Origin of the sequence: Sulfitobacter sp. SK025, assembly GCF_003352105.1 — a bacterium.
GTDB classification, from domain to species: domain Bacteria; phylum Pseudomonadota; class Alphaproteobacteria; order Rhodobacterales; family Rhodobacteraceae; genus Sulfitobacter; species Sulfitobacter pontiacus.
The window spans coordinates 2,428,537-2,441,175 of sequence record NZ_CP025808.1 but is presented as its reverse complement, the minus strand read 5'-3'; the positions used below and the strand labels follow the sequence as shown (position 1 = coordinate 2,441,175).

Here is a 12,639-nt window from a genome sequence, read left to right as displayed (position 1 = left end):
GGATCACTCCAACTCGACCAGCAGATCCTTGGCGTCGATCTGGCCCCCGGGCGTGACATGCACCGCTTTGACGACAGCATCGCGGTCCGCGTGGATACCGGTTTCCATTTTCATCGCCTCAATGGTCAGAAGCAGGTCGCCGGATTTGACCTTTTGACCCACCGTCGCCCCGACCGAGGCAACAACACCCGGCATCGGTGCTCCGATGTGATTGACGTTGCCTATCTCGGCCTTGGGACGCTGTGCGGTCGTCGCTTTGACCATCCGGTTGGGCACGCGCACCACGCGCGGCTGGCCATTCAGCTCAAAAAAGACCTTAACGTCGCCGTCTTCATTGGTCTCGCTCAAGGCTTGCAGGCGAATTTCCAGCGTCTTGCCCGGGTCGATTTCTGCGGTGATCTCTTCGCCCGGTTCCATCCCATAGAAGAAGGTGCGGGTCGGCAATACACGGACAGGGCCATAGGTCCGGTGACGACCCATGTAATCCAGGAAAACCTTGGGGTACATCAGGTACCCTGACAGGTCATCGTCTTCAACCTGAGCCCCTTCCAGAAGGTCGCGCAATTCCTTGCGTGTCGCTTCAAGATCGGCAGGGGGCAGATGGGCACCGGGGCGTTCCGTGTTCGGTTTTTCGCCTTTCAGGATTTTGTCGACAATCGCGTCAGGGAACCCGCCCGGAGGCTGGCCCAGATTGCCGCGCATCATGTCTATCACGCTGTCGGGAAAGGACATTTCTGCCTTCGGGTCTTCGACCTGCGCGCGGGTTAACCCTTGGGATACCATCATCAAAGCCATGTCGCCGACCACTTTGGACGAGGGCGTCACCTTGACGATATCACCAAACATCTGGTTCACCTCGGCATAGGTTTTGGCGACCTCGGGCCAACGATCATCCAGCCCCATCGACGCGGCCTGCGCCTTGAGGTTGGTGAACTGCCCGCCGGGCATCTCGTGCAGATAGACTTCGGAGGAAGGGGCCTGCATGCCGGTCTCGAACGCGGCATATTCGCCACGCACGTCTTCCCAGTAGTTAGAAATTTCGCGCACCGCGTCCATCGATAGGCCGGTGTCGCGATCGGTGTGTTTCAGCGCTTCGACCACGGACCCGAGCGTCGCCTGAGACGTGTTGCCCGATAGCGCGTCCATGGCGCAATCTACCGCGTCCACGCCCGCCTCGGAGGCCGCCATAATCGTCGCGGTCGCCGTGCCTGCGGTATCATGCGTGTGGAAATGGATCGGTAGACCGACTTCGGATTTCAGCGCTTTGATCAATACTTTGGCAGCATTCGGCTTGAGCACGCCGGCCATGTCTTTCAGGCCAAGAACATGGGCACCGGCCGCTTTCAGTTCCTTGCCCATAGCAACATAGTATTTCAGGTCGTATTTCGATCGGTCCGGATCAAAAATGTCGCCGGTATAGCAAACGGTACCTTCGCAAATCTTACCGTTTTCAATCACCGCATCCATCGCGACACGCATGTTCTCAACCCAGTTCAGGCTGTCAAACACGCGGAAAACATCGACACCCTCGGTCGCGGCCACGCGGACGAATTCCTGCACCACATTGTCCGGATAATTGGTGTAGCCCACGCCATTCGACCCACGCAGCAGCATTTGCGTCATCACGTTCGGCAGGGCAGCGCGTAGGTCTCGCAGGCGTTGCCACGGACATTCTTGCAAGAACCGGTAGGCCACATCAAAGGTCGCACCGCCCCAGCACTCCATTGAGAAAAGTTGTGGAAGATTAGCGGCATAGGCAGGGGCAACCTTGATCATGTCATGGCTGCGCATCCGCGTCGCAAGCAATGACTGGTGGCCGTCACGCATGGTGGTGTCGGTGATCAACAGCTGTCGCTGCTGCCCCATCCAATCGGCAACAGCCTGCGGCCCTTTTTGTTCAAGCAGGTTACGGGTGCCCATCATCGGCTCGGCTCGGGCGGCGGGCGGCTGCGGCGCGCGGACGGCCGCCGCAGGACGTTCGAACCCTTTGGTTTCAGGGTGCCCGTTCACCGTAATATCAGCGATATATGTTAATACTTTGGTCGCCCGATCGCGGCGCTTTTCAAAGGTAAAAAGCTCGGGGGTCTGGTCGATAAATTTGGTGTGGTAGCTATTATCGAGGAAGGTCGGGTGTTTCAGCAGATTTTCGACAAAGGCGATGTTTGTCGACACGCCCCGGATGCGGAACTCGCGCAGGGCGCGGTCCATGCGGGCGATCGCTTGCTCGGGCGTTTGCGCTTTCGCCGTCACCTTGACCAAAAGGCTGTCATAATAGCGCGTGATCACCCCTCCCGAATAGGCGGTACCGCCGTCCAAGCGGATGCCCATGCCGGTGGCCTCACGAAAGGCGGTGATGCGGCCATAATCAGGAATGAAGTTGTTTTGGGGATCTTCGGTGGTGATCCGAGTCTGCAATGCATGGCCGTTCAGCTGCACATCTGCCTGCGTGGCCTTGCCCGTCGCCTCGGCGATGGTCTTGCCTTCGGCAATTAAGATTTGCGCCTGTACGATATCGATGCCGGTGACCTCTTCGGTGACCGTGTGTTCGACCTGAACCCTTGGATTTACCTCGATAAAATAAAACTTGCTGTCGTCCATATCCATCAGGAATTCGACCGTACCGGCACATTCATAGTTAACATGTGCACAGATTTTGCGGCCCAATTCGCAAATCTCGGCGCGTTGTTCTTCGGTAAGATAGGGGGCAGGCGCGCGTTCGACGACCTTTTGGTTGCGACGCTGAACGGAACAATCTCTTTCAAATAGATGGTAGATTTCGCCGTGGCTGTCGCCCAAAATCTGCACCTCGACATGGCGCGCCTTCAGGATCATCTTTTCCAGATAGCCTTCGCCATTGCCAAAGGCTGCTTCTGCCTCGCGCCGGCCTTCCATCACTTTTTCTTTAAGCTCTTCTTCATTCGCGATGGGGCGCATGCCGCGACCCCCGCCGCCCCAGGACGCCTTGAGCATCAGCGGGTAGCCAACCTCTGCCGCCTGCATGCGGACGACCTCAATATCATCGCCTAGAACGTCTGTCGCGGGGACGACCGGCACGCCGGCCTCCATCGCCACGCGTCGCGCGCTGGCCTTGTCGCCCAAGGCGCGCATTGTTTCCGCACGCGGCCCGATAAAAGTAATGCCGTTCTGCGCGCAAGCATCTACAAAATCGGGATTTTCTGACAACAGCCCATAGCCCGGGTGGATCGCATCCGCGCCCGAGGCTTTGGCCACGCGGATGATTTCATCGATGCTTAAATAGGCGGCGACAGGCCCCAAACCGGCCCCGATCCGATAGGCTTCATCGGCCTTGAAACGGTGTAGGCCCAGCTTATCTTCCTCGGCGAAAACGGCGACCGTCTTTTTTCCCATCTCGTTGGCCGCGCGCATAATTCGAATGGCGATCTCGCCGCGGTTTGCGATTAGAATTTTCTTAAAGTCGGTCATAGCTAGGCCTTCCTGCTGGCGAGAAATCTTAATTTTCAAGCGTCTAGAGCGCGCGCTAACGCTGCGCTGCGGCATTGTTGCGTCTGTTTGACGCGGTGTGCAAGTAGAAGTTTTTTTGCGCTCCGCGGGGGATTTTTAATCATTTGGAAAGAGATGGGGTGCTACGCCGAGTCGAGGACGCGATCGTAACTATGCAATGACATGAGTAATAAGGAGGAACAGATAGCAATAATTCCTGCGGCTTTGACGCTAGACGGCTCGCAAACCGCTGCTGCTTAATAGAAAATGCGGCGGGAACATTTTGCGAACGTGTCTTTTATTTGGTGCGTGCGCAGGATAGATTAGCCGTATGAATGATTTTGACGAAATGGCCGCCTTTGAGGGCGCTTCCCTATCATCGCGCGCTATGGCTGCGCGTCCACAACCCTATCTTGATGGGCTGAATCCGGCCCAGCGTGCCGCGGTGGAACAGATGGACGGCCCTGTCTTGATGCTCGCGGGGGCAGGCACGGGCAAGACCAAGGCTTTGACGGCGCGGATCGTGCATCTGATGAACACCGGGCGCGCCCGCCCGAACGAGATTCTCGCGGTAACCTTCACCAATAAGGCCGCGCGCGAGATGAAGAACCGTGTGGGGCACATGCTGGGGCAGAGCATTGAAGGGATGCCTTGGCTGGGTACGTTTCACGCGATTTGCGTCAAGCTGTTGCGCCGCCATGCTGAATTGGTTGGGCTAAAGTCGAATTTCACCATTCTGGACACGGATGACCAGCTGCGCCTGCTCAAGCAGTTGATCAAAGCGGAAGGGATTGATGACAAACGTTGGCCCGCGCGTTTGCTGTCAGGCGTTATTGATGGCTGGAAAAACCGCGCATTGACGCCAGACAAAATTCCTGCGGCCGATGCGGGGGCCTATAACCACCGCGGGGCGGAGCTTTATTCGCAGTATCAAGCGCGGCTTAAAGATCTGAACGCCTGCGACTTCGGTGATTTGCTGCTGCATATGGTCACCATCTTCCAGCAGCACGAAGACGTGCTGGGGCAATATCAGCGGTGGTTTAAATATATTCTGGTGGATGAGTATCAGGATACCAACGTGGCACAGTATTTGTGGCTCCGTCTGCTGGCCTCTGGTCACAAGAATATCTGCTGTGTCGGGGATGACGACCAGTCGATCTACGGATGGCGAGGGGCCGAGGTTGGCAACATCCTGCGGTTCGAAAAAGATTTTCCAGGCGCTCATGTGGTGCGGTTGGAACAGAATTACCGGTCAACACCGCACATCCTGGCGGCCGCTTCAGGCGTGATCGCAGGAAACGAGGGGCGTTTGGGCAAGACCTTGTGGACGGAATCCCGTGAGGGTGAAAAGCTGCGTCTCATCGGCCATTGGGATGGCGAGGAAGAGGCGCGTTGGATCGGCGACGAAATCGAAGCGTTGCAGCGCGGCACACGCGAGCTTGATCCATACACATTGGACGATATGGCGATTCTTGTACGGGCATCACACCAGATGCGCGCGTTTGAAGATCGATTCCTGACCATTGGCCTACCGTACCGCGTGATCGGTGGCCCGCGTTTCTATGAACGGTTAGAAATTCGCGACGCCATGGCCTATTTCAGGGTGGTTACCTCGCCTGATGACGATCTTGCTTTTGAGAGAATCGTGAACACGCCCAAGCGTGGTTTAGGCGATAAAGCGCAACAAAATATACAGAAAACCGCGCGGGAAAACGGTGTGAATCTCGTGGAAGGGGCGCGGATCCTGTTGGCGAATGGCGGGATTGGCGGTCGTGGTGCGGCGCAGTTGCGTCTGCTCATCGACGGGATTCAGCGCTGGTCCGAACTGGCCCGGGGCCCGCGCCTACAGACTGTGGTTGATGACGATAGCGTCATCGACGAAGGCGCGCCGCTGTTTCACGAGGAATATGGCCCGCCCGAAGTCAGCCATGTGGAATTGGCGCAGATTATTTTGGATGAAAGCGGATATACTGGTTTTTGGCAGAACGACAAAACGCCGGAAGCTCCGGGGCGGCTCGAGAACCTGAAAGAGCTGGTTAAGGCGTTGGAGCAGTTCGAGAATCTTCAAGGTTTTCTGGAACACGTCAGCTTGATCATGGATAATGAAAGCGACGATGGTGGCGCCAAAGTGTCGATCATGACGTTGCACGCGGCCAAGGGGCTTGAGTTTCCGGCGGTGTTTCTTCCCGGCTGGGAGGATGGGCTGTTTCCGTCGCAGCGATCGATGGACGAATCTGGCCTGAAGGGGCTGGAGGAAGAGCGGCGGCTTGCCTATGTCGGAATCACCCGGGCAGAGCAGCTTTGCACGATCTCTTTTGCGGCCAACCGCCGCGTGTTTGGTCAGTGGCAAAGTGCCATGCCGTCACGGTTTATCGACGAACTTCCCGAAGCCCATGTGGATGTGCTGACCCCGCCGGGGCTGTATGGTGGCGGGTATGGCGCAGCGATGCCCAAATCGAATCTGCATGAAAAAGCCGCTGAAGCGAATGTATATAGTTCTCCGGGGTGGCGCAGATTGCAGACGCGCAGCCAAGCGCGCGGCGTGAGCCAGCCTTCGGAAGCCCGAAATGTGACGATCGACATGTCCGCCGTCAGCAGTTTTGCGATGGGGGAGCGGGTGTTCCACCAGAAATTTGGCTATGGCGAAGTTGTTGGAATCGAAGGGGATAAGCTTGAGATCAGCTTTGACAAGGCCGGGGTCAAGAAGGTCGTGTCGCGCTATCTGAGCGCATCGGATGACGTTCCGTTCTAAACGGGCGTCATGAGTTTTACGAAATATCAAGAATTAGATGCAAGAACGGCGGTGCTTTGGGAGGAAAGCACCGCCGTCTTTATCTACGTCCCCAATCCAATCGGGAGGAAAGGGGGAAGGGGACGTTTATGAAAGCCGCCGGTCTCAGGGAGGAGGAGGAGACCCGAAGCTTCCTACAGGCACACAACAGGGAGGGTGCGTGTGCCCGATCCAGTATTATTTATGCAGCGTTGCGTGCTGTTTCCAGCGCGATGCCGCGGATTTGCGAGCGGCCCATGCCCAGGTCGTTCAGCTCGCGGTTGGACAAGGAGCTCAGCTCGTTAAAAGTCGAGCGGTATACGCGGCGTTGCTTGCGGCGAGTCTCGAGTGCGGACATCAGCGCGGCAAAGCGGTCTGCCAGGGTCGGTGCGGTTGTAGCGTTCAAGTAGGCCATCGGATACCTCGTCTTGTTTCGTCTGTGTTCGTTATCATTCGTCTTGTGTTGGTTATGTAGTAAAATGCTGCATCTGCACAATAGTCAGATCGTCAATGCTGCTATGCAGAAAACGCATGGGCAAAAGGTGACGTAACGTCTTGATCGGGAACAAAATAACCCTAGCGCAAACGCTTTAGCAGTCAGGAGGAATTGTATGAAAAAAAATGGCGACGATACCAGGGAGGAGGAGGGTATCGCCGCCGAAAACAAACACATCCGGGAGGAGGATGGATGAGTTTGGTCTTATTCTTGGCTCGCAGTGTCTGCGTTCCTGAAACCTTTTTGACCTATTTGCTGCGTTTGCACAATTCTCAAATTGTGCATTGCTGCCATGCAGCGAAAACATAGGGGTTTTGCGTAATTTTTGGGCGCTAAATGTTCGTTTTGCCTTGGTGCTGTGCGGCATGCGAACGTAGGGTTGCGATTTGGCCAGAAACTGCCATGTCAAAAGCAGTCTCGAAAGGAATATGTCATGCCGCTCTCTAAATCCGACGTCGAATCTGCTCTGGCCCGGGTGATGCTGCCGGATGGGAAATCTATCCTAGATCACGATCTGATCCGCGCTTTGACGGTCGAGGGCGATGTGGTGCGCTTTGTTATAGAAGCCCCCAATGCGCAGGTCGCGGCGCAGATGGCCCCGCTGCGCGACGCGGCAGAGGCCGTGGTGCGCGAGGTTGATGGCGTTGCCAGCGTAACAGTCGCCCTGACGGCTCATGGCCCCGCGCCTAAGCAATCGGCCCCAAGCCTCAAGATTGGTGGGCACCCGAAGGCGCAAGATGGCCCGATGAAACCGGCTGGCGTGCAGCGCATTCTCGCCATTGGATCGGGCAAGGGGGGCGTGGGCAAATCGACCGTGAGCTCGAACCTCGCTGTGGCGCTGGCGCGGGCAGGTCGCAAGGTCGGTTTGCTGGATGCTGATATATATGGTCCCAGTCAGCCGCGTATGATGGGGGTGAACAAGCGGCCCGCCTCGCCAGATGGTAAGACTATCATCCCGCTGCACGCCCATGGTGTGACCCTGATGTCCATCGGTTTCATGATGGAGGAGGGGAAGGCAGTGGTCTGGCGTGGCCCGATGTTGATGGGCGCGCTGCAGCAGATGCTGGGGCAGGTAGAGTGGGGCGAGCTGGACGTGTTGCTTGTCGATCTGCCGCCGGGCACGGGCGATGTGCAGCTGACACTATGTACCAAATCCGAATTGTCCGGCGCGATCGTGGTGTCGACGCCGCAGGACGTGGCGCTGATCGATGCGCGCAAGGCGATTGATATGTTCAATACGTTGAAGACGCCCGTGTTGGGATTGATCGAGAATATGTCGCTGTTCGTCTGTCCTGATTGTGGGTCCGAACATGAGATCTTTGGCCATGGCGGGGTTGCAGCCGAGGCTGCGAAGATGGAGGTGCCTTTGCTCGGCAGTTTGCCCATCGATCTTGATACCCGGCTTTCCGGCGATGGTGGCACGCCGGTGGCCGCGGGGGATGGGCCTATGGCTCAGGCCTATGCACGCATCGCCGAAGGTTTGATCAAGGGTGGGATGGCCTAAGGGGCAACCTTCTTCACCATCCTGCCTATACTCAACGCCGCGCAGCCCTCTGCGCGGCGTTTCGCGTTCATCGGCGTCGTGTGGACGTGCGTATGGGATCCCATGGGAAAACCTCATGGGAAAACATGGGAGGCCGCCGGCCCGACCCTGCCGGATTGGCAAGGTGATTCGGCGGAAAATGGCTGTCTGAGGCGCGGAATCCTCAGTTTTCGCGATAAAACAGTTGCAATTGGCGTTGCGATCGGGGAACAAGCCGCGAACGCAGGTTGTGGATAACTCTGTGGTTTAAAATTGTTGGGAAATTGTGGGAAATTTCAGCGCGCGTTTTTAACCTCAATATGTTGTGTCTAAATTTAACATTTAGCCGACATAAGCTAAAAATGGCCGATATTTTTTCCCCACATATTGATTTACAACCCTGTGCAAAACCAAATTTGGTGTGTATTTCCCAAAAAACTTATAGACGCCCATCAATTCCCATGGCATCCCTAGTGCATCGGATGAGAACGAGACACGGGGCACCAAACGACCCCAACGACCAAATAAAACTCTAGCAGGTTCATACAGGCACCTCGCTTTCATCAGACCAAGAGATCCGGCGCGCGAGCGAGCAGACATCCCCCCAGGTGGCGCGCGCAGTCGGACTTCCCCGCCAAGGCGGGACGGGCGGCGGGTTGATCAGTGGCAGCAGATCAGCCCGCCGTTTCTACATCTACCGCCGGGGGCATGATTTTAGGGCGCATAAGCGTCGCAGGCAGGGACAAACACGTGAGCCGCAGGTTCAGAGGCGAAAGCCAACACAAGGTCGATACGAAGGGGCGGGTGTCTATCCCAGCCTCTTTTCGTCGTGTGTTGGAAGCCGGTGACCCGAATTGGCAAAACGGGGGCACGCCCGAGCTGGTGATCGTCTATGGCGACAGCCGCCGCAGCTATCTTGAATGCTATACCATGCAGGCCATCGAAGAGGTGGACGACAAGATCGACGCGCTGCCGCGCGGGTCGATGGAACGCAAGATGCTGCAGCGCCTGTTTCACGGTCAGTCCTTTCCCACATCGGTCGATGAAACGGGCCGCCTGGTTCTGCCCGCCAAGCTGCGCAACAAGATCGACCTGGAAAACGAAGCATTCTTTATCGCCGCCGGTGATACCTTCCAGATCTGGAAGCCCGAAACCTACGAGACCGAGGAAAAGGCCCGCGAAGAGGAATGGCTGGACGATCTGCCAGAAGACTTTGATCCGATGGCCTTCCTGGACGGCAAGCCGGAGGCTTGATCGATATGAGCGGACCCAGCGATACCCCCTCCGCCCCGCACACACCGGTTCTGCTGCGCCCCTTGCTGGCGGCGGTGGCCCCTGTTTCGGGGCGTTGGCTGGATGGCACCTTTGGCGCGGGCGGTTATACCCGTGGCCTGCTGGACGCGGGTGCTGCGCAGGTGGTGGCGGTGGACCGTGATCCATTGGCGTTTGAGATGGCGCAGGCCTGGGCCGGTGACTATGGCGACCGGATCGTCATGCAGCGCGGCGTCTTTTCCAAGATGGACGATTATGCACAGGATCTGGACGGGATCGTGCTCGATCTGGGCGTGTCCTCGATGCAACTGGATCTGGCAGAGCGCGGGTTCTCTTTCATGCGTGACGGGCCGCTTGATATGCGGATGAGCCAGGACGGCCCCTCGGCGGCGGATATCGTCAACGAGGCCGAGGAAGAGGTGATTGCCAATATCCTGTTCCAATACGGTGAAGAACGCGCCAGCCGCCGCATCGCCAAAGCGATCGTACGTGCCCGCGAAGAAGCCCCGATCACCACAACGCTGGCGCTTGCAGGCTTGGTCGAAGGCTGTTTGCCGCGCTCGAAACCCGGCCAGTCGCATCCCGCGACCCGCAGTTTTCAAGCGCTGCGCATTGCGGTGAACAATGAATATGGCGAGCTGTTCAACGGGTTGATGGCGGCGGAACGCGCGTTGAAACCCGGTGGCCAGCTGGCCGTTGTGACCTTCCACTCGGTCGAAGACCGTATGGTCAAACGCTTCCTGACGGCGCGTGCGGGGGCAGGGGGCAACGCCAATCGCTTTGCGCCCGAAATCGAAGCACCCGAGCCGCAGTTCAAGATCCTCAAGCGCAAGGCCATCGGGCCGGATGCGCAAGAGCTGGAAGAGAACCCGCGCAGCCGCTCGGCCAAGCTGCGCGTCGCAATTCGCACTGATGCGCCTGCGGGCAGCATCGATGCCAAGGCACTCGGCATGCCTATGGTCAGGGGATTAACCGTATGAGAACCGTGCTTTACATCCTAACCACCTTTTCGGTGATCGGGCTGGCCTTCTGGGCCTACCGCGAGAATTACGCGACCCAGCAAGCCCTGAGTGATGCCGATGACCTGCGCTATGAGATCCGCGAAGCCTACAGCCGTCTGGCCGTGCTCAAGGCGGAATGGGCCTATCAGAACCGCCCCGACCGTCTGCGCGATCTGGCAGAGCTGAACTTTGACCGGCTGAACCTCTTGCCGCTGCATCCCGACCAGTTCGGATCTATCGATCAGGTGAGCTACCCGCCGCTGCCAGAACTGCCGCTGTTCGAAATCACCGACGGCGTTGACGTATCCTCGATGGAGGCCCCCGAATGATCCGCACCCCGCTGCGCCCGCTGGCCCGTATTCTTGAAGCCCGTCAAAAGGGCGAAAACCCCGATGCGATCGAGCGCGAGAACAAGCGTATCCGCCACGAGCAGATGCGCGACGCCTCGCGGCAGCGCGCCGAGGGGCGTTTGCTGGTTTTGGGTGTCTTCTTTTTCTGCGCCTTCACCGTCGTGGGTGCGCGTATGGGGGTCATGGCGACCACCGACCCGACAGAGCCGCGCGCGGCGGCACCCGGTTCAGTGATCTCGGCCACCCGCGCCGATATTGTGGATCGCAATGGCAATCTGCTGGCGACCAACTTTGAGACACATGCGCTTTATGCGCAGCCGCACCACATGATCGACCCGCAGGGGGCCGTGAAAAAGTTGATGGCCGTGTTCCCCGACCTGAACGAGGAACGCCTGCTGCGCGACTTTACCGGTAAGCGCAAGTTCTTGTGGATCAAGAAGAAAATCAGCCCCGAGCAGATGCAGGCCGTGCATGATATCGGCGAGCCGGGCTTGCTGTTTGCCCCGCGTGATATGCGCCTTTACCCCAACGGGTCGCTTGCCGCCCATATCATGGGCGGGGCCAGCTATGGCCGCGAGGGTGTCCATGCCGCCGAGGTGATTGGCGTCGCGGGAGCAGAGAAATACTTTGACGATTATCTGCGCGATCCGGCCAATGGGAACAAGCCGCTGGAACTGTCGATCGACATGACCGTACAGGCCGCGTCCGAGCGTATTCTTTATGGCGGCATGAAGCTGATGAACGCCAAGGGGGCGACCTCGGTCCTGATGGATGTGCACACGGGCGAGGTGATCAGCGCCGTATCATTGCCCTCTTTCGACCCCAACGACCGGCCCCATGCCGCCGTCACGGGCGATGCGTCCGACAGCCCGCTGTTCAACCGGTCGGTGCAAGGCGTCTACGAGCTTGGCTCTGTCTTCAAGATTTTCACCGCGGCACAGGCGATCGACCTTGGCATTGCCACTGCGGATACGGTGATCGACACTTCTGGCCCGATGAAGGTCGGCGGCTTCCGCATCGGCGAATTCCACGGCAAGAACTACGGCAAGCAGACGGTGACGGGGATCATCGTGCACAGCTCCAACCGCGGGACAGGGCGGCTTGCGCTTGAGATCGGCGCGGAGCGTCAGCAGGAATTCCTGAAAAACCTCGGGTTTTTTGAACCAACCCCCTTCGAGATCGTCGAAGCCTCTGGCGGCAAGCCCTTGCTGCCGCAGCGCTGGCAAGAGCTGAGCACCGTAACCGTCTCCTATGGCCACGGTCTGTCCTCCAGCCCGATGCATCTGGCGGCGGGCTATTCCGCCATCGCCAATGGCGGGCACAAGGTCACCCCGACGTTGCGCAAGCAATCTGGCCCCGTGGTCGGCCCGCGTGTGATGTCTGAACGCGCGGCGGCGGATGCCCGCGCCATGCTGCGTGCGGTGGTGACCGAAGGCACGGCCAGCTTTGCCGAAGTGCCCGGCTACCAGATCGGCGGCAAGACCGGTACGGCGGATAAACCCGGCCCCCGGGGGGGCTATCTTGAGGATACGGTCATCGCGACCTTTGCCAGCATGTTCCCGGCGCATGATCCCAAATACGTGCTGATCGTCACACTGGACGAACCTGTCGAGACCTCGGGCGACAAACCTCGCCGCACGGCCGGTTGGACAGCCGTGCCCGTGGCCGCGGAAATGGTCCGTCGCGTCGCGCCCTTGCTGGGTCTGCGACCGACTGTTGAACCGGACAGCCTCGCTGATATAACGCTCTCCAGCAGCAACTAATAT

At 58.4% G+C, this 12,639-nt stretch carries 8 protein-coding genes; 6 read left to right on the top strand and 2 right to left on the bottom strand.

Annotated features, from left to right (window positions below):
* Positions 1 to 3: 3 nt before the first annotated feature.
* Positions 4 to 3,444 (bottom strand): pyruvate carboxylase, encoded by a 3,441-nt coding sequence (locus C1J04_RS11820; RefSeq protein ID WP_114865370.1) that lies wholly within the window; start codon positions 3,442 to 3,444, stop codon positions 4 to 6.
* A 349-nt stretch (positions 3,445 to 3,793) separates the two neighbouring features.
* Between C1J04_RS11820 and C1J04_RS11815 the strand changes: the two genes are divergently transcribed.
* Positions 3,794 to 6,214 carry an ATP-dependent helicase gene (locus C1J04_RS11815; protein WP_009824941.1) on the top strand — a complete coding sequence of 807 codons (2,421 nt, stop codon included), beginning with the start codon at positions 3,794 to 3,796 and terminating at the stop codon, positions 6,212 to 6,214.
* Positions 6,215 to 6,434: 220 nt separating this feature from the next.
* Here the strand turns inward: C1J04_RS11815 and C1J04_RS11810 are convergent, their stop codons facing one another.
* Positions 6,435 to 6,647: a DUF1127 domain-containing protein gene (locus C1J04_RS11810; RefSeq protein WP_009824940.1), complete on the bottom strand. Its 213-nt coding sequence runs from the start codon at positions 6,645 to 6,647 to the stop codon at positions 6,435 to 6,437.
* Positions 6,648 to 7,161: 514 nt separating this feature from the next.
* Between C1J04_RS11810 and C1J04_RS11805 the strand changes: the two genes are divergently transcribed.
* The 5 genes from C1J04_RS11805 to C1J04_RS11785 all read left to right on the top strand — a co-directional run bounded on the left by C1J04_RS11805 (position 7,162) and on the right by C1J04_RS11785 (position 12,636).
* Positions 7,162 to 8,232, top strand: coding sequence for an Mrp/NBP35 family ATP-binding protein (locus C1J04_RS11805; RefSeq protein WP_009824939.1), 1,071 nt, complete (start codon positions 7,162 to 7,164; stop codon positions 8,230 to 8,232).
* A gap of 768 nt (positions 8,233 to 9,000) precedes the next feature.
* Positions 9,001 to 9,504, top strand: a complete 504-nt coding sequence (gene mraZ, locus C1J04_RS11800; protein ID WP_081781250.1) for a division/cell wall cluster transcriptional repressor MraZ — start codon at positions 9,001 to 9,003, stop codon at positions 9,502 to 9,504.
* Between the two features lie 5 nt (positions 9,505 to 9,509).
* Positions 9,510 to 10,502 (top strand): 16S rRNA (cytosine(1402)-N(4))-methyltransferase RsmH, encoded by a 993-nt coding sequence (gene rsmH / locus C1J04_RS11795; protein WP_037953772.1) that lies wholly within the window; start codon positions 9,510 to 9,512, stop codon positions 10,500 to 10,502.
* Positions 10,499 to 10,852 (top strand): cell division protein FtsL, encoded by a 354-nt coding sequence (gene ftsL / locus C1J04_RS11790; RefSeq protein WP_005854161.1) that lies wholly within the window; start codon positions 10,499 to 10,501, stop codon positions 10,850 to 10,852. Before rsmH ends, ftsL begins: the two co-directional genes overlap by 4 nt.
* A complete protein-coding gene (locus C1J04_RS11785; RefSeq protein WP_005854159.1) occupies positions 10,849 to 12,636 on the top strand; it encodes a peptidoglycan D,D-transpeptidase FtsI family protein in 1,788 nt (595 codons plus the stop codon). Before ftsL ends, C1J04_RS11785 begins: the two co-directional genes overlap by 4 nt.
* Positions 12,637 to 12,639: the final 3 nt, after the last annotated feature.

Excerpts from the sequence above, each read along its gene's own strand:
- C1J04_RS11820 (WP_114865370.1), bottom strand. The coding sequence starts at position 3,444 with ATGACCGACTTTAAGAAAATTCTAATCGCAAACCGCGGCGAGATCGCC.
- C1J04_RS11815 (WP_009824941.1), top strand. The coding sequence starts at position 3,794 with ATGAATGATTTTGACGAAATGGCCGCCTTTGAGGGCGCTTCCCTATCA.
- C1J04_RS11810 (WP_009824940.1), bottom strand. The coding sequence starts at position 6,647 with ATGGCCTACTTGAACGCTACAACCGCACCGACCCTGGCAGACCGCTTT.
- C1J04_RS11805 (WP_009824939.1), top strand. The coding sequence starts at position 7,162 with ATGCCGCTCTCTAAATCCGACGTCGAATCTGCTCTGGCCCGGGTGATG.
- rsmH (WP_037953772.1), top strand. The coding sequence starts at position 9,510 with ATGAGCGGACCCAGCGATACCCCCTCCGCCCCGCACACACCGGTTCTG.
- ftsL (WP_005854161.1), top strand. The coding sequence starts at position 10,499 with ATGAGAACCGTGCTTTACATCCTAACCACCTTTTCGGTGATCGGGCTG.
- C1J04_RS11785 (WP_005854159.1), top strand. The coding sequence starts at position 10,849 with ATGATCCGCACCCCGCTGCGCCCGCTGGCCCGTATTCTTGAAGCCCGT.